Source organism: Ruegeria sp. CDSB086, from assembly GCF_059611065.1.
The window spans coordinates 25,343-43,151 of the sequence record NZ_JBXWOV010000009.1; the positions used below are offsets into that span (position 1 = coordinate 25,343).

At 57.1% G+C, this 17,809-nt stretch carries 15 protein-coding genes; 3 read left to right on the forward strand and 12 right to left on the reverse strand.

The window, feature by feature from the left end; translation table 11 throughout:
* Position 1: 1 nt before the first annotated feature.
* From ccoG to ccoN, 6 genes are all read right to left on the reverse strand, one after another.
* Positions 2-1,429, reverse strand: a complete 1,428-nt coding sequence (gene ccoG / locus AC2FIO_RS17715) for a cytochrome c oxidase accessory protein CcoG (RefSeq protein ID WP_282120257.1) — start codon at positions 1,427-1,429, stop codon at positions 2-4.
* 100 nt (positions 1,430-1,529) lie between these two features.
* On the reverse strand, positions 1,530-2,405 hold the full coding sequence (locus AC2FIO_RS17720) for a LysR family transcriptional regulator (RefSeq protein WP_496699301.1): 876 nt from the start codon (positions 2,403-2,405) through the stop codon (positions 1,530-1,532).
* A 408-nt stretch (positions 2,406-2,813) separates the two neighbouring features.
* Complete coding sequence (ccoP, locus tag AC2FIO_RS17725) at positions 2,814-3,677, reverse strand: cytochrome-c oxidase, cbb3-type subunit III (RefSeq protein ID WP_282120259.1); 864 nt, start codon at positions 3,675-3,677, stop codon at positions 2,814-2,816.
* Positions 3,674-3,910, reverse strand: a complete 237-nt coding sequence (locus AC2FIO_RS17730; RefSeq protein ID WP_282120260.1) for a cbb3-type cytochrome oxidase subunit 3 — start codon at positions 3,908-3,910, stop codon at positions 3,674-3,676. Before AC2FIO_RS17730 ends, ccoP begins: the two co-directional genes overlap by 4 nt.
* Positions 3,911-3,921: 11 nt before the next feature.
* Complete coding sequence (gene ccoO / locus AC2FIO_RS17735; RefSeq protein WP_496699304.1) at positions 3,922-4,650, reverse strand: cytochrome-c oxidase, cbb3-type subunit II; 729 nt, start codon at positions 4,648-4,650, stop codon at positions 3,922-3,924.
* 13 nt (positions 4,651-4,663) lie between these two features.
* A complete protein-coding gene (gene ccoN / locus AC2FIO_RS17740; RefSeq protein WP_113791859.1) occupies positions 4,664-6,271 on the reverse strand; it encodes a cytochrome-c oxidase, cbb3-type subunit I in 1,608 nt (535 codons plus the stop codon).
* Positions 6,272-6,466: 195 nt separating this feature from the next.
* Here ccoN and AC2FIO_RS17745 point away from each other — a divergent pair, with 195 nt between their 5' ends.
* A complete protein-coding gene (locus AC2FIO_RS17745; RefSeq protein WP_282120263.1) occupies positions 6,467-7,306 on the forward strand; it encodes a universal stress protein in 840 nt (279 codons plus the stop codon).
* 44 nt (positions 7,307-7,350) lie between these two features.
* Here AC2FIO_RS17745 and AC2FIO_RS17750 read toward each other — a convergent pair whose 3' ends face one another.
* Positions 7,351-7,605 carry a GlsB/YeaQ/YmgE family stress response membrane protein gene (locus AC2FIO_RS17750; protein WP_170417060.1) on the reverse strand — a complete coding sequence of 85 codons (255 nt, stop codon included), beginning with the start codon at positions 7,603-7,605 and terminating at the stop codon, positions 7,351-7,353.
* Between the two features lie 64 nt (positions 7,606-7,669).
* Positions 7,670-8,410 (reverse strand): transcriptional regulator FnrL, encoded by a 741-nt coding sequence (fnrL, locus tag AC2FIO_RS17755; protein WP_282120264.1) that lies wholly within the window; start codon positions 8,408-8,410, stop codon positions 7,670-7,672.
* A gap of 64 nt (positions 8,411-8,474) precedes the next feature.
* On the opposite strand from fnrL, the gene hemN reads away from it, so the two are divergent.
* Complete coding sequence (gene hemN / locus AC2FIO_RS17760) at positions 8,475-9,830, forward strand: oxygen-independent coproporphyrinogen III oxidase (protein ID WP_282170447.1); 1,356 nt, start codon at positions 8,475-8,477, stop codon at positions 9,828-9,830.
* Positions 9,831-10,007: 177 nt separating this feature from the next.
* Positions 10,008-11,936 carry an elongation factor G gene (locus tag AC2FIO_RS17765; protein ID WP_496699308.1) on the forward strand — a complete coding sequence of 643 codons (1,929 nt, stop codon included), beginning with the start codon at positions 10,008-10,010 and terminating at the stop codon, positions 11,934-11,936.
* A gap of 20 nt (positions 11,937-11,956) precedes the next feature.
* On the opposite strand, the gene AC2FIO_RS17770 is transcribed toward AC2FIO_RS17765, so the two are convergent.
* From AC2FIO_RS17770 to AC2FIO_RS17785, 4 genes are read right to left on the reverse strand one after another with little or no spacing between them, the layout of a single operon-like run.
* On the reverse strand, positions 11,957-13,534 hold the full coding sequence (locus AC2FIO_RS17770; RefSeq protein ID WP_496699310.1) for an ABC transporter ATP-binding protein: 1,578 nt from the start codon (positions 13,532-13,534) through the stop codon (positions 11,957-11,959).
* A complete protein-coding gene (locus AC2FIO_RS17775) occupies positions 13,531-14,637 on the reverse strand; it encodes an ABC transporter permease (protein ID WP_108861177.1) in 1,107 nt (368 codons plus the stop codon). The genes AC2FIO_RS17770 and AC2FIO_RS17775 overlap by 4 nt, the downstream gene beginning before the upstream one ends.
* Positions 14,638-15,723 carry a microcin C ABC transporter permease YejB gene (locus AC2FIO_RS17780; RefSeq protein WP_058279808.1) on the reverse strand — a complete coding sequence of 362 codons (1,086 nt, stop codon included), beginning with the start codon at positions 15,721-15,723 and terminating at the stop codon, positions 14,638-14,640. It lies immediately after the preceding gene.
* Between the two features lie 9 nt (positions 15,724-15,732).
* Positions 15,733-17,637 (reverse strand): extracellular solute-binding protein, encoded by a 1,905-nt coding sequence (locus tag AC2FIO_RS17785; protein WP_282153025.1) that lies wholly within the window; start codon positions 17,635-17,637, stop codon positions 15,733-15,735.
* Between the last annotated feature and the right edge of the window lie 172 nt (positions 17,638-17,809).

The following is a 17,809-nucleotide window of genomic DNA, read 5'->3' on the forward strand; positions in this document are numbered from 1 at the left end:
CTCAATTTCCTCGTCCATTGAACGTCGTGTCCTTGTAGGCGCGCTCACCGCTTTCAATATCCTCGATCCAGATCCGAACCGGTGTCGCGTCCGCCGCTGCCGGATCCGTGTCTTTGGAGGCGATAATATAGACCCGCTGCAATTGCGCAGTATCCGCCGTGACATTCACTGTATCAAGTGGCGTGCCTTCAATCACGATCCGCATCGCCGGATCACCGGACAGAGACAGCTTGAACAGCCGTTCTTCGCCATGTTTGTTCCGCACGCGCACGTCATAGGTATTGCGGATCGTGCCGTCCGACAGGGTGACAAAGGTCGGGTTGCGAACCGGGGCCACGGTAACTTCGATGTCGGACCGGATGAACAGGGCAAACAGCAGACCCAAGCCGACAAGTGACCAAAGGGCCGTGTACAGGATGGTCCGGGGCCGCAGGATATGTTTCCAGACATTCTTTGGCGGCTTACCTGCCCGCTCGTTGGCTTCGTCGCTCAGAGCCATATAGTCGATCAGACCACGCGGTTTGCCGATCTTGGCCATCATGTCGTCACAGGCGTCGATACACAGCGCACAGGTGATGCACTCCAATTGCTGTCCGTCGCGAATGTCGATCCCAACCGGGCAGACATTGACGCAGGCCATACAGTCGATGCAGTCCCCCAGTTCGGAATCCGCAGTTCGTTTGCCCTTGCCGCGCGGCTCACCACGCCATTCGCGGTACCCGACGACGAGCGTATCCTCGTCCATCATCGCCGCCTGGATCCGCGGCCATGGGCAGGCATAGATGCAAATCTGTTCGCGCGCGAAGCCACCGAACAGGAATGTCGTGCCCGTCAAAATCAGTATTGTCGTATAGGCAACCGGATGGGCGTTCCCGGTCACAAGGTCCCGCAGAAGTGTCGGCGCATCGGCGAAATAGAACACCCAGGCACCACCGGTCGCCAGACCGATCAAAAGCCAGGCACCCCATTTCGTCAGCCGCAACCGCGCTTTGCGAAAGTCTAGCTTTTCCTGCCGATGCAGACGCAACCGCGCGTTCCGATCCCCTTCAATCCAGCGTTCGACAAGGATGAACAAGTCAGTCCAAACCGTCTGCGGGCAGGCATATCCGCACCACACGCGCCCCAGCGCCGAGGTGAAAAGGAACAACCCCAACCCGGCCATGATCAACAGACCGGCAACAAAGTAGAATTCATGCGGCCAGATCTCGATCCAGAAGAAATAGAACCTGCGGTTGGCCAAATCCAGCAACACCGCCTGATCCGGTAGGCTGGGCCCCCGGTCCCATCTGATCCACGGGGTGATGTAATAGATCCCCAATGTGACCGCGAGAATGATCCACTTCAGATTGCGAAACGGCCCGGACACGCGACGCGGAAATATGGGTTCTCGTGCGGCGTATAGGCTGGGTGCGGGGTCGGAATCGCTCACGGGCTGGCTCCAGATGTGGCTATATCACGGTGTCTTGTTCCAGAACACAAAGGTAGCCACTTTGACATGGGTCAAAAGCGCATCGTGCAGACACCTTTTGTCACATCTTACCAGCTTGCCGCCTGAGCCATGCAATAAAAGTTTTTGCAGCCGGACGCAGAGGGAAATCGCCAGTAACAAGGTGATATCCGCTGTTTTCGGGCTCGCGAAACAGTTCGATGATTTGGCCCGACGTGATTTCTGCTTCGACAAAATGCCGCGCCGTAACGGTTACGCCCTGCCCCGCGCGCAACCCTTCCAAAAGCAGATTTCCGGGCAATGAGATTCGCCCTGCATTTGGCCCGTGCCCGACACCACGTCGGGCCAGCCAGTTGGTTGCCTCGGTGGTGCCAAACTCTTCAAGCCAGGGCAGTTCGCTGAGCTCGTCTGGCGTCCACGACGTTTTTTCCCCCACCAGATTGCGGGCCGCGACGATCACCATAGGGCTTTGCAGCAACATTTCCGTACGGACACCAGGCCATGTGCCCGCACCATAGCGGATGGCCACATCGACACCGCCGGGATCCAGGCTGACCAGTACAGGCGACGGATCAAGCGCCAATTGGATATCCGGGTGTTCGGCCTGAAATGCAGGCAGGCGGGGCATCAGCCATGACGCCGCAAAGGACGATGTCAATGATACGTGAACCGGACGATCCTGTTTGGATTGGGTCAGTTCGACCAAGGCATCGCCAATCGCACCGAACCCAAGATGCAGTGCGCGCGCCAACCTTTCACCTTCTGGCGTCAAGGTCATGGATTTGCCGGTGCGGTCCAACAGCGCAATTTCGAGGTGCTTCTCAAGCGCGCGCAATTGCTGGCTGATGGCAGCGTGGCTGACATTCAGTGAGTTGCCCGCTTCCACCACATTCCGTGTCGCCGCAAAAGCGGAAAAAGCTCTGAGCGATGCGAGCGGCGGCATTTCCATCCAGTTCATATGTAAGCCCTGATTACATATAGAAATGCTAATTGAGTCGCATTTGCCGGCCTGGAAATCAATCCTGATGACAGAAGAAACAAAACTCAGGAGATGTCAGATGCTCTCAATTCTTGCAAAGTCATTCATGATCGCCACCCAGACACATGAGTTGGATGAACCAAAATCATCGGATCGATCTGACAGACAAAAGCAACGCTGGTTGCCGGAAAGTCATTGGTGGAGGCAGCACAAACGCGCCAGTTTTTCGCAATGCGACTAGCAAACCGAAGCCCGCGTCTGGACCGCCTCGCTGGTGATTTGTAAGGTAGAGAGGCAGCACCGGCTGTTCAGGAAACGCGCGAACAGATGGAACAGCCGGTGCCTAAACCTTCGGACGGCGAACCGTCCGAAGGTATTCTTTTGCGGTTACTGACCGCCACCCAACTGGTGAACATAGGCGGTGACAGCGCGGATTTGCGCTTCGGTCAGGCGGTTTTCCCACGGGGGCATCACACCAAAGCGGCTATACTGTACCGTTTCGGTCAAAGCCTCTTCGCTGCCACCATAAAGCCAGATCGCATCCGTAAGGTTCGGTGCACCTTGAGTGACGTCACCCTTGCCGTCTTCGCCATGGCAAACCGAGCAGTTGTCCTCAAAAACAACTTTGCCCGCCTGCGCGGCCGCATCATCGCTTTGCGCATTGGTCAGAGACATGACGTATTGCACGACTTGAGTGACTTCTTCTTTTTCGAGGATTTCACCAAAGGCTGGCATCTCGGAATAGCGCGCGTCGTCGCTTTCTTCATTCCGAATACCATAGGCAATGGTGGTCTCGATATCTTCCAGCGAACCACCCCAGAGCCATGCGTCATCCAGCAGGTTTGGGAAACCCGGAGCACCCTGCGCGCCCGAACCGTGGCACTGTGCGCACCATGTCCGGAATACCGCGCCGCCCGCGTTGACCGCATATTGCTGCAGCTCGGGATCTTTCGAGACATCCTCAAGCGAGGTTTCAACCAGTTTGGCGTTCCACGGCGCGTTGGCTTCTTCGAAAGAAACGATCTCTTCCTGCACCAATTCTCGCGATGACCAGCCAAGAACACCGGCGGTTGCGGACTGAACCAGCGGCCAGGCAGGATACATGATCGTATAGATCACGCCCCAGATAATGGTGACGTAAAAGGTCCACAGCCACCAGCGCGGCATCGGGTTGTCGAACTCTTCGATGCCATCCCAGGAGTGTCCGGTTGTGTTTGGATCGCCCGGCTGTTTTTCAGGTGTCTTGCTCATTGCCGCGCCTCCTTGGATGTGGCGGGTTTGTCGCCCCCATGGGGCGCAGCTGTTTCGTCACCCTTGAGGGGCGCAGGGGCATCTTCGTGCCGGAACGGGATGTTGGCGGTGTCCTTGTATTCTTTGCTGGCTCCGGGACGGAAAACCCAGATCACGATGCCAACAAAGAAGACAAACAGTACCAGCAGCATCCAGCTATCCGCGAATTGCCTCAGGATTGTGTATTCTTCCATCACACCCTCCTTCAGCGGCTCGGGTCTGGGGTGAAGGTCGAGAAATCGACCAGTGTTCCCAGCATCTGCAGATAAGCAACCAACGCATCGGCTTCGGTCAGTTCCGGCTGACCGTCGAAGTTTCGAATGCTGACCTTGTCGCCGTACCGTTCCAGAAGACCATCATAGTCGCTGTCCGGGTTGGCCTGCGCACGGAAGTCCGCCTGCGCGTTTGCCAGCATCTCTTCGGTATAGGGCGTGCCCACAACAGCATTCGCCGCCATGACGTCACCGATATACTTGCCGTCGATCTTGCGATGCTCGAGGAAGCCATATTTTGGCATCACCGATTCCGGCACCACAGACTGCGGATCACGCAAGTGATCCACGTGCCACTGGTCAGAATAGCGGCCACCAACGCGGGCCAGATCAGGTCCAGTACGCTTGGACCCCCATTGGAACGGGTGGTCGTACATCGACTCGGCCGCCAGCGAGTAGTGGCCATAGCGTTCGACCTCGTCCCGCATCGGGCGGATCATCTGGCTGTGGCAGGTATAGCAGCCTTCGCGGATGTAGATGTCACGCCCCGCCATTTCGAGAGGGGTGTAAGGGCGCATGCCCTCCACCTTCTCGATGGTGTTCTCAAGATAGAACAGCGGGGTGATCTGCACGATGCCACCGATGGTCACGACCAAAAAGCTGAAGATCAGCAGGAGGGTCGCGTTGGTCTCGAGGATCTTATGTTTGTCGAGAATTGCCATTGCTCCGGCCCTCCTATTCAGCCGGGACCGCGACGGTCAGGCTGGCCTCTTTGGCCGGCGCTTTCCGCACAGTCATCCACAGGTTGTAGCACATGATCACTGCACCGGCGACGAACATCACGCCACCCAGAGCACGCACCACATACATCGGGAACTTGGCAGCCACGGTGTCGGCAAACGAATTCACCAGGAACCCATTGGCATCCACTTCACGCCACATCAGGCCTTCCATGATACCGGTCACCCACATCGACGCGGCGTAAAGCACGATGCCGATAGTGGCGAGCCAGAAGTGCCAACTGACCATCTGCAGCGAATACAGACGCTCGCGCTTCCACAGGACCGGCACCAGGAAGTACAGCGCACCAAAGGTGATCATGCCGTTCCACCCCAGCGCGCCCGAGTGCACGTGACCAATGGTCCAGTCGGTATAGTGCGACAGCGAGTTCACGGCACGGATCGACATCATCGGCCCTTCGAACGTGGACATGCCGTAGAAGCCGACCGAGATCACCATCATGCGGATCACCGGGTCGGTACGCAGCTTGTCCCATGCGCCCGACAGGGTCATCAGGCCGTTGATCATGCCACCCCAGGACGGCATCCACAGGATGATCGAGAACACCATGCCCAGCGTCGACGCCCAATCCGGCAGCGCGGTATAATGCAGGTGGTGCGGACCGGCCCAAATATACAGGAAAATCAGAGCCCAGAAGTGGATGATCGACAGCTTGTATGAGAATACCGGACGCTCGGCCTGTTTTGGGATGAAGTAATACATCATGCCCAGGAAACCAGCGGTCAGGAAGAAGCCCACTGCGTTGTGGCCATACCACCACTGGATCATGGCGTCCTGTACGCCCGACCAGACGATGACCGATTTAGAACCCCAGATACTGACGGGGACGGTCATGTTATTTACCAGGTGCAGCATGGCGACTGTGACGATGAAAGCCAGATAGAACCAGTTTGCCACGTAGATGTGAGGTTCTTTCCGTTTGACGATCGTCCCCAGATAGACGGCCAGATAGGCCACCCAGACGATAGTCAGCCACAGGTCGACGTACCATTCGGGTTCAGCGTATTCCTTAGATTGGGTCCCACCCAGCACATAGCCGGTGGCGGCGAGCACGATGAACAGCTGATAGCCCCAAAATACAAACCATGCCAGATTTCCGCCCCACAGGCGCGCGGCGCTTGTGCGCTGTACGACATAGAACGATGTCGCGATTAGCGCGTTGCCGCCAAAGGCAAAAATCACCGCCGAGGTGTGCAGCGGGCGCAAACGGCCAAAGTTCAGATAACCTTGCGCCCACTCGAAGTTCAGCACCGGAAAGGCGAGCTGAAAGGCGATAAAGGTCCCCGCAAGGAACCCGACCACCCCCCAAAAGGCAGTTGCGATCACGCCATAGCGGATCACGTCATCCATGTACTCGGCCGAACGGTCGACGAGGATATCTGGCTCATCCGTATTTCTCAGCGTCCAGATGAACAAACCACCGGCGATCAGCATCACCAGAATTGCATGCACCTGATACGCCAAATCGCGTGCGTAATTGGTTCCGATCGCCGCGAATATCGCGATCAGACCAAGCACGATCAGCTTGATGTAATTTGACATATTGCGTCCCTTTGCCATGCTCCGCGCGATTCTTATTTGTCGCGGAACCCTTTTGACTGGCCGTTGTTTTGTCGGACAGCGGCCAATCTCGCTTTGATCTGTATCAAGACAATAGCCCGAAATCTGTGACAATCCTAAGCCTTAGACTGAGTTGCATGGCCGCATGCCACTTAGCCCTGAAGACAAGAGGTCAAAATGGCGTACAAATCTCTTCTCACAGTCGTAACGGACTCGGGACAATCACAATCAGCCTTGGCGCAAATGGTTGCACTGGCAAATGCACAGGATGCGCATGCTGAAGCGCTATGCCTTGGCGTCGATCGCAGCCAAGCGGGCTATTATTACGCAGGTGCAAATGCTCTGGTCCTGCAAGAAACGCTGAGCCGGGCCAACGCAGACGCCGACGAACTGCTGACGCAAACTCAGGATTACATGGGTAAGTCCGGTATTCGCTGGTCTGCTGAAAGCGGGGTCGCTCAGATCGCTGATATTGGTCGCCACGTGGCGCATCGTGCCCGGTTCTCGGATCTGGTTGTCCTGCCTAAACCTTATGGCAAAGACCGCAGCGCCGAAGCCGAACCAATTGTCGAAGCCGCCATGTTCGAGGGTCACGCGCCAATTCTGGTCACACCCGACAATGCAGCGCCCTTTGAGCGCCCCGGTACTGTGCTGATCGGGTGGAATGAAAGTGTCGAAGCCATGCGCGCCATCCGATGCGCCCTGCCTTTCCTGACGCAAGCCGATCTGGTTCGGATTGTCGTCATCGACCCGCCGCGCCACGGCCCCGACCGTTCTGACCCAGGTGGACTGCTGTCTCAGATGCTGGCCCGTCACGGGGTCAAATGTGAGATTGATGTGCTCAGCAAAACCATGACCCGTGTGTCAGACATCCTGAACAGGCACGCCGAAGATAGTGAGGCGGACATGATCGTTATGGGTGCATATGGCCATTCTAGGTTCCGCGAAGCCATTCTGGGTGGTGCAACCCGCAACATGCTGGAACAAGCCTCGGTCCCAGTGTTTCTGGCACACTGATCGGGCGTTTTTCCTATTCAAGGCCTTCCGTTCGGACGGATGGCCTAGACGCGTTTTATGAGACCAATCACAAACAACAGTATGACCGCGCCGATGGTTGCGAAGAGTATTGACGAAAACACGCCGCCGCCAACCGAAAAGCCCAGCGCCGGGAAAATCAGACCTGCAAGAAAGGCGCCCACGATCCCTACTATTATGTTTCCGATCAGGCCGAACCCGCGGCCTTCCATAATTTTCCCCGAAAGCCACCCGGCGATCGCACCGATGACCAGCATTGCCAAAATGCTACTGAATTCCATGCCTTACTCCTGCGCGGTTCATTCACGTATTCAGTAAATCACGGCTGCAGGCAGCAGAACAGGCTTAAACCAGAAAACCGCCATCGGAGTCGTCGCCGGCCTCATCCATCAGGCGCCGCATGTCGGGGATTGTCACGTGGCGTTTGCCTTCCAACTCGATAACCCCTTCTTTCTTCAGGGCCGAAATCTGGCGACTTACGGTTTCAAGGGTTAATCCCAGATAATCTGCCATAGCCTCACGCGTCAGCGGCAGGTCAAAGACAATCGGGCCAGGTTTTTGCTTGGGCGCAATTGAAGCATCCCGCCGGGCAATGATTGACAGCAGGCTTGCAATCTTCTCGCGCGCGGTTTTGCGCCCGAGAACCAACATCCATTCACGCGCCGCGTCCAGCTCATCCAGCGTCATCTGCAGCAGTCGATGGGCGATGTGCGGCGTGCTGCCCATCAGGGTTTCGAACGGTTTCTTGCGAAAACAGCACATGACCAAATCGGTTGTGGCCAACACGTCGTAGGGCGCTGTTTCCCGACCGGGTCGTCCAACAAAATCGCTGGGCAATAGCAGGCCGACCATTTGCGTCCGACCATCTTCCATCGTCTGGGTCAACGAGGCGATGCCCGACACGACAGAGCCCACAAAATTCATCTGATCTCCCGACCAGATAACCGTTTGGCCCGCCTCAAAGGTCCGGTAATACTTGATGCCTTCAAGCTCTTCCAATTCATCGACATCACAGTGTGCACAGACGGCTCGGTGCCGAATGGGGCAGTCCGAACAGTTGGTATGGTCAAATTGCGCTTTTAACATCGTTCGCGGTTCCACTTGATCTCAGTCAAGGTTTCATAGACGGCCGTGGCTTAACGGTATCGGTATGATAGTGAAACCGCAATTGGCACAGCTTGGACTATTTGACGCGAAAGTCCCGCGTTACACAAGCTATCCCACCGCCCCACATTTCAGCAACGATGTCGGGCCAAGTCTTTTTGGCGACTGGATTTCCGGGATTAAGCCCGGCAGTTCCGTGTCACTGTACGTCCACGTCCCGTTCTGCCGCAGGCTGTGTTGGTTCTGCGCTTGCCGGACGCAAGGCACCCAGACCGACAACCCGGTGATCGCCTATGTGGATGTCCTCAAGGCCGAGCTGGACCTACTGGCCGCCCACCTTCCTGCGGGGGTAACCCTTTCGCGCTTGCATTGGGGCGGTGGTACACCCACCCTGCTGAACCCCGATCTGATGCGCGATCTGGCCGCCCGGATTCTTGAGATTGTCCCGCTGGGGCCGGATGCAGAGTTCTCGGTCGAAATCGACCCGAACGAGATTGACGAGGGTCGGCTCGATGCATTGGCCGAGGCTGGCATGAACCGTGCGTCTATCGGAGTGCAGGATTTCGACGACGAAATCCAGAAAACCATCGGGCGCATCCAAAGTTACGACACCACCCGCAAGGCCATAGAAATGATCCGCGCGCGCGGCATCGCCAGCCTGAATGCCGATATTCTGTATGGTCTGCCGCACCAGACCAAAGCGCGGATGACTGAAAGCGTGCAGAAATTGCTGTCGCTCAGCCCGGACCGGGTGGCGTTGTACGGGTATGCGCATGTGCCGTGGATGGCCAAGCGGCAACAGCTGATCCCAACGGATGCCCTGCCAACGCCCGAAGACCGCCTGGATCTGTTCGATACGGCCCGGCGCCTGTTCCTGTGGGACAAGTATGCCGAAATCGGCATCGACCACTTTGCCACGCAGGATGACGGGCTGACGCACGCACTGAACACGGGAAGGCTAAAGCGCAACTTTCAGGGCTACACCGACGATCAGTCCGACGTTTTGATCGGGATTGGTGCGAGCTCGATCTCACGATTCCCGCAAGGATACGCCCAGAACGCACCCGCGACGTCGGCGCATACCAAAGCGATCCGCGAGGGCGGGTTCTCAATATCCCGTGGGCACTTGTTCAAAGGCCAAGACATCTTGCGCGCCCGATTGATTGAAGCGTTGATGTGCGATTTCCGGATAGATACCGCCGAGATTCTGCGCGACCACAACATCACCGCCGCGGAATTGCAGGAGATGTATCAGACTGCAAACGCAACCTTCGACGGGTTGCTAAGCGTTTCAGAAGACGGCCTGTTCATCCCGCCCGAGGCGCGCGCGCTGACCCGAATGGTCGCCCGCACCTTTGATGCCTATGATCTGAGCAAGGCGGGACACAGCTCGGCGATCTGATACCAACGCAGGACAGGACTTGACGCGGAGGGTGGGTTTTCCCCACACTTGTAGGGCGGGTGGAAATCCGCCCCGTGCCTGAGGCAGGCAGAGTACCAGACAGTATGTGCCGACGCGTTCGCGCTCGACCGCCTTTTTCGTGCAGCCGTTCTGCAACTTGAAAGAGGGACTGCATTCATGCGCGTTTTTTCTGTCCTCGGCCCCAGCCACTCGGGCAAAACAACACTGGTCGAGGCCATCAGCCGCCTTGATGGCCGGCCAACCACATTCGACGTTTCCGGAACCGTGCATTTGCACGGTTTTTCTTACTTGGACGAACCCTGGTGTGCCATCGACGTGAATGGTGGCAGCGACACCATGGCTTATGTAGGCCCTGCCATGGCGATCTCGGATGCTGCTGTCGTTGTCGTACCGCCCGACCCGGACGCCGCCGTGCTTTGCGCCCCTTATCTGCGGCTGGTCGAAGAGGCGGGTATTCCCTGCTTTCTGTTCATCAATCGCATGGACACCCCAAACGGACGTATCCGCGATATCATCGCCGCTCTGCAAACCTATTGCACACACCACATCGCATTGCGGCAGGTTCCAATCCGCGATGGCGAGGCGATCATCGGCGCGGTCGACCTGATCTCGGAACGGGCATGGAAGTATCAGGAAGGGCAACCCTCGGCCCTGATCGAACTTCCGCAGTCCGTTGAAGACCGGGAACAGGAAGCCCGAACCGAATTGTTGGAGACGCTTTCAGATTTCGATGATCATCTGCTGGAACAACTGATCGAGGACAAACAGCCGCCCAGCGCAGAAATCTATGATCTGGCCGCGCAGGTTCTGCAAAGCCATCAGTTGATCCCGGCCTGCCTGGGGTCTGCCAGCCACGGCAACGGGCTGACCCGTTTGATGAAAGCGCTGCGTCACGAAGCTCCAGAATTCAATATCGCCGCCGGGCGGGACGAAGCTGCCGAGGACGCGCGCGCAATTGCCGGGTTCGCGGATGTCAAAAAGCACATCGGAAAAATCATCGTGCTGCGCGGTCTGGGCAAGGGCGTCAAAGCGCATGAAGCCCTAGGCGGGGAAACGGTTGGCAACCTGACGACACTGGATGCCAAAACCCAAATTTCGGAATTGGAAGCTGGTCAGATCGGGCTGGCCGTGAAATCCGACCACCTCAACCCCGGCAACCTGTACGACAACACCGGAACTACACCGTTACCGGAATGGGCCGAGGCCCATCCGGCCGCCCACCGGCAAATTGTGTCGCCTGCACATGAGCGCGACGATGTACGCCTGTCAAACGCGTTATCCCGACTGGTCGAGATCGACCCCGGACTGCACCTGCAACACGATGAACTGAGCGGTCATGCGGTTCTGGGATCGCAGGGGCCTCAGCATATGCGCCGGGTCAGCGCCAAACTGGCCGAAGACTTCGGTATCGAGATTGAGACCCAGACGGTTGAGACGGCCTATCGCGAGACCATCCGCGCACCGATCGAACATCGTCATCGCCACCGCAAACAATCCGGCGGCGCAGGGCAATTTGCCGATGTGGTGATCTCGATCGCACCGACCCCACGTGGGGCCGGGTTCGAATTCGAAGAGATCGTCAAAGGGGGCGCTGTGCCCAGAAACTATATCCCATCGGTCGAACACGGGGCCAAGGATGCGCTGGTTCAAGGGCCTGAAGGGTTCCCGGTTGTGGATGTCAAAGTCACGCTCAGCGACGGCAAGCATCACAACGTCGACAGTTCTGACTATGCGTTCCGCACTGCGGGCAAGAACGCGGTGCGAGAGGCTTTGCCGCAGGCGAAACCGGTGGTCCTGCAACCCATCCTGAACGCCGAAATCCACTTGCCCTCGAATTTCGTGGGCGACCTGGTGCCTACGATCAGTTCGCTGCAGGGTCAGGTTCTGGGCTTTGAAGGCAATCCCAACGCGTCTGGATGGGAGATTTTCAATGCCCAACTGCCTGCTGTGGCCGAGGACGAGCTGCATCGAACCCTCGCCAGCGCGACACGCGGCACCGGGTGGGTAAAACTGCAATTCGATCATTACGAAGAGCTTCGCGGCCCGGTTCCAAAATCCGCGGCGCGCGAAACAGCGAATGCCTGAAAGCCCCGGGCGGGCTGGTTTCAGCCCGCCGCCGCTATCAGTTCGCGGGTATAGTCTGTCTGGGCGTTTTCAAAAAGGTCTTCGGCCGCGCCCATTTCGATGACGTCACCGTTTCGCATGACAATCACATTGTGGGACATCGCACGCACGACTTTTAGATCGTGGCTGATAAACAGGTAGGCCAGTCCGTATTTGCGCTGCAAATCGCGCAACAGGTCGACGATCTGAACCTGCACAGTCATATCCAAGGCGCTGGTCGGTTCATCCAGAACCAGCAACTTTGGCCTGAGGACCATGGCTCGTGCAATGGCAATACGTTGACGCTGCCCGCCCGAGAATTCGTGCGGATAGCGGTCCATCGCAGCCGGGTCCAAGCCCACTTCGGTCATCACTTCGGTCACCAGCTCCCGTGGCGAGCGGTGCGGGTCGACCTTGTGGATCGCCAGCCCCTCGGCAATGATCTGCTGGCAAGTCATCCGGGGACTGAGGCTTCCGAATGGGTCCTGAAACACAATCTGCATATCCTTGCGCAAGCGCCGCAACTCTCGCGTCGACCAGCGGCGTACATCCTGATCGCGGAAGGTTATCGCCCCTTCGGACGCAATCAACCGCATGATCGCTAGCGCCAGCGTTGTCTTACCCGAGCCGCTTTCGCCCACAATCCCTAAGGTTTCACCGGCGCGTACGCTGAGCGTTGCATCGTTCACCGCCTTCACATGGCCAACTGTGCGTTTCAGGAACCCGCGCTGGATCGGGAACCAGACCTTAAGGTGATCGGTGCGCGCTACTTCTTCGGCGTCGGGTGCCACAGGATCGGGGTGACCAGATGGTTCGGCCGCCAGCAGCTTGCGGGTGTAGGGGTGTTGGGGGTTGTTAAAGATCTCCTGGGTCGCGCCAGTTTCGACAACCTCGCCATCCTTCATCACACAGACCCGGTCGGCGATACGGCGCACGATCCCAAGGTCGTGGGTGATGAAAAGCATCCCCATATTCTCAGATTTCTGAAGCTCGGCCAGCAATTCGAGGATCTGCGCCTGAATGGTCACATCCAGGGCCGTTGTCGGCTCATCCGCGATCAGGATATCAGGCTTGTTGGCAAGTGCCAGGGCGATCATGACGCGCTGGCGTTGGCCACCTGACAATTGATGCGGATAGCTGTCCAGGCGCTCCTCGGGATCGCGGATGCCAACCTTGGTCAGCAGTTCGACGATCCGGGCCCGTGCAGCATCACCTGTCAGACCCTGGTGCAGGGCCAGTGACTCGGCCATTTGTTTCTGGATCGTGTGCAGCGGGTTGAGCGAGGTCATCGGCTCCTGAAAAATGAAGCTGATATCGTTACCGCGCACATCCATCAGGTGCTGGTCAGACGCGCCGATCATCTCCTGCCCTTCATAGGTGACCGAACCTTCGACAATCGCATTGTCACCCAGCAAAGACACTGTCGACAGCGCAGTGACTGATTTGCCGGATCCGGATTCACCCACCAGCGCAACCGTTTCACCCCGATCAACAGTAAAGGACACGCCCTTGACTGCTGCGCTCACCTGCCCGTCCTGACGGAACGAGACCTTGAGGTTGTTCACATCCAGCAGGCTCATGAAAAGGTCTTTCTGGGATCAAATGCATCGCGCACGCCTTCGAAGATGAAGACCAGTAGCGACAGCATGATGGCAAAGGTGAAAAAGGCGGTGAAGGCCAACCAGGGTGCCTGGAGGTTCTGCTTGGCCTGCAGGGTCAACTCACCCAAAGATGGGGCCGAAGATGGCAGGCCGAAGCCCAGAAAATCCAGCGAGGCCAGGCCGCCGATGGTACCCGTAACGATGAAGGGCATGAAGGTCAGCGTAGCGACCATCGCGTTGGGCAGCATGTGGCGGAACATGATTGTCATATTGCCCACACCCAGTGCCCGCGCAGCGCGCACATATTCCAGATTTCTCGCCCGCAGGAACTCGGCGCGCACAACGCCCACAAGCCCGGTCCAGCTGAACAAGATCATCAGCGCCACAAGCAGCCAGAAGCTTCGACCCAGAATGGCAAACATGATGATGATGACGTAAAGCGAAGGCGTCGCTGACCAGATCTCGATGATCCGTTGGAAGATCAGGTCCAGCCAGCCGCCAAAAAAGCCCTGAATGGCCCCGGCGAATATCCCAACCAGACTGGCCACACCCGTGACCATAAGCGTGAACAAAATCGACAGTCGGAAGCCATAAATTACACGGGCCAACACGTCGCGCTTGGTGTCATCCGTGCCCAGCAGGTTTTGCCCGTTGGGTGGCAGCGGCGCTGCACCGGGGCGATCAACGCTGGTGTTGAAGGAATACGGGATCAACGGCCAGACGGCCCAGCCACGCTCGTACCCTTCTGCCTGGAATGTACCGGCCTTGATTTCGTCGATAATCCCCTCGGGATCGTCAAAACAGTCTTCGATGCCACCGCTGTCGATCAAACACTGAACCTCGGGGTCGCGATAGATCGCCTCGGTCTGGAAATCACCGCCGAATTCGGTTTCCGCGTAGAAATTGAAGATCGGTGTGTAAAATTCACCCCGGTATTTTACGAGGATTGGTTTGTCATTGGCGATGAACTCGGCGAATAGCGATAGGCCGAAAAGGACGGAAAAGACCATCAGCGACCAGAATGCACGCCCATTACGGCGAAAATTGCGCCAGCGACGCTGGTTGAGAGGGGAAAGTGCCATTTACCCCTCCCGCTTTTCAAAATCGATGCGCGGGTCGACCAGCACATACATCAGGTCACTGATGATGCCGACAACCAACCCCATCAAGCCAAAGATGAACAAGGTTCCAAAGATCACCGGATAGTCGCGCGCCACTGCGGCCTCGAAACCCAGACGGCCCAGACCGTCGAGCGAGAAGATCGTCTCGATGATGATCGACCCCCCGAAGAACACACCGATGAAAACCGCAGGGAATCCGGCGATTACGATCAGCATCGCGTTGCGGAAAACATGGCCGTATAGAACCTGGCTTTCGCTCAGACCCTTGGCGCGGGCGGTCATGACATATTGTTTTTTGATCTCGTCCAGGAACGAGTTCTTGGTCAGCAGAGTCAGCGTCGCAAAGGCAGAAATCGTCAGCGCGATAATCGGCAGGGCAATGTGCCAGAAGTAGTCGACGATCTTGCCAAACAGGCTGAGGCTGTCCCAGTTATCCGAGGTCAGCCCCCGAAGCGGGAATATCTGCCAATAAGATCCCCCGGCAAACAGAACCAACAGCAGGATCGCAAACAGGAACCCAGGAATGGCATAGGCTACGATGATCGCGCCGCTGGTCCAGGTGTCGAATTGTGACCCGTCCTTAATCGCCTTGCGAATGCCCAGCGGGATCGACACCAGATACGCGATCAGCGTGGACCACAGACCCAGCGAGATTGACACCGGCATCTTCTCTAACACCAGATCGGTTACGCTGATCGACCGAAAATAGCTCTCACCAAAGTCCAGCGTCAGGTAATTGCCCATCATGTTGAGGAACCGCTCAACCGGAGGTTTGTCGAACCCGAATTCCTTTTCCAGCTCTTCGATAAACTCGGGCGGAAGGCCACGCGCACCAATGTAGCGGTCATTCGTGCCGCCGGTCTGTTGCTCGATGTCACTGCCGCCGCCGGCGATCCCTTCGAACACATCACCGCCACCTTCCAACTGGGCGATGATCTGTTCAATCGGACCGCCAGGAACGAACTGAACCAGCGTGAAGTTGACGATCATGATCCCAAGCAGGGTTGGGATGACCAGCAACAGTCGTCTAAGAATATATGCTCCCATGGGGGCGGATTACCTCAAGGCGCCGGAGGATTTCAACTCGGCTTCTTTCTCTTCGTTGATCCACCAGAGGTCTTCAACACCCAATGCGTAAGGCGGCAGATTTTCCGGGTATTCGTACATGTCCCAGTAGGCAACCCAGTGCTTGCCCAGATACCACGTGGGAACCATGATCCGCTTGGCGCGCAGGACGCGGTCCAATGCGCGGACATTTGCAAACAGCTCTTCGCTGTCTTCGGCAGAGGCAATGTTATCGATCAGCGGTTCGATATCCGGGCCATGCACACCCGACGGGTTGAAGACCGAGTAAGAGGCCGCTTCGGTTCCGAACTGCTGATACAACCCTGTCGACGGCTGCAACGACCTCGGGTACCCGCCAACAATCATGTCGAAATCACGGTCCCGGCGGCGCAAGGTGAACTGGGCGTTGTCCACGCGGTTGTAGCTCGCATCAATCCCCATTGCCCGCAAATTGGCGACGAAGGGTTGAATAAGCCTGTCCAGCGTTGGCTGGTCGGACAGAAATGCAACAGACAGCACTTCGCCCTTGTCGTTGCGACGAATGCCGTCATCCCCAACAAGCCAACCAGCTTCGTCCAGCAGTTTCATCGCCTTGCGCAAGTTGCCACGGTCATTTTGACGGGCGGCCCGGGATTCATGCGCCGAGACCGGTTCCTCGGTCAGGATGGCAGGGTCCAGCGCGTCGCCCAATTCTTGCAACACCTCAAGCTCGCGCCCTTCGGGCAGACCGGTCGCCTCAAGATGCGTTCCTTCCCAGAACGAACTACGCTGCTGGAATAATCCATATTGCAGGCTCTCATTCGTCCATTCGAAATTATACGCCAGCTGGATAGCTTCGCGAACGCGGGGGTCCTGAAACTTTGGCCGGTCAAGGTTCATGATGAAGCCCGACGCTGACGGCACATTTCCGTCTGCCAGTTCAGCCCGCACGACAGAACCATTCGCAATTGCCGGGAAATCATAGGCCGTTGCCCAGCTTTTCGAGTTGTTTTCCTGCCGAAGGGTAAATGTGCCCGCCTTGAACCCCTCCATCGCAGCAATGGAATCGGCGAAATACTCAACGCGGATGGTGTCAAAGTTGTTGCGGCCCACATTGACGTTAACGTCGTTGCCCCAATAATCGGGGTTGCGCTTGTAGACGATGCGCCGGTTGATGTCATAATCATCCAGAACATATGGCCCCGAACCGATACCCGGATCCAGCCGCGACTTGTCCAATCGGCGGTTTTCAGGGTCTTCCTCGAACCATTTCTTAGAGAAAATCGACGTGGCCCCAACTTGAGAAATCCGGCCCCGGCGGGGGAAATCTGGCGAAAAGTAGAACTTTACACGATGGGTATCCAGCGCCTCGGCCTTGGGGATCCGTTGGCGAATTGCGTCGGCATAAGATTTCAGCCCTTGGTCCAGCAGCAGATTATGGGAAAACACCACATCCTCAGCTGTCACCGGTGTGCCGTCGGAAAACCGCGCCTCGGGGCGAATGTTGAAGATCACCCAATCATAGCTTTCGGGATACTCCAGGCTTTCGGCTAGCAGGCCGTAATAGGCCGCAGGTTCATCATAGGACGGAACCAGCAGACTTTCGTAGTGATCTGCCGACCTCGCACCAGCCCGGCCCTGCCTGGTATAGGGATTAAAGCTGTCGAACGTGCCTTGCGCCGCATAGGAGAGTTCTCCACCACGTGGCGCATCCGGGTTCACATAGTCGAAATGCGCAAAACCGTCCGGATACTTCAAATCACCGAATTCCGAGAACCCGTGTGATTTGATGATCTTTTCCTCAGCAAAAAGCTGAGTTGCAGCGGCTGCACAGAGCAATGCCCCCAAAGCTAGAATGTGAACTAAGCGTCCGAAATCCCTTGTTCGCGCTAAAGCGGTAACTCGATTGGATTTCATGTGGTTCATCCCCTGCTCGTTGACGTCTTTAATATTGTTTGCGCCAGCTAAAAGACCAGCACTGCCAGTTTCAAGTTTAGAGTGCGTGAACACTTTGTGAAGATTTACTTAGACAAAAAATAAAGCCGCTGCACGGGGCAGCGGCTTTTGAATGCGTCAAAACTGAGCGAAA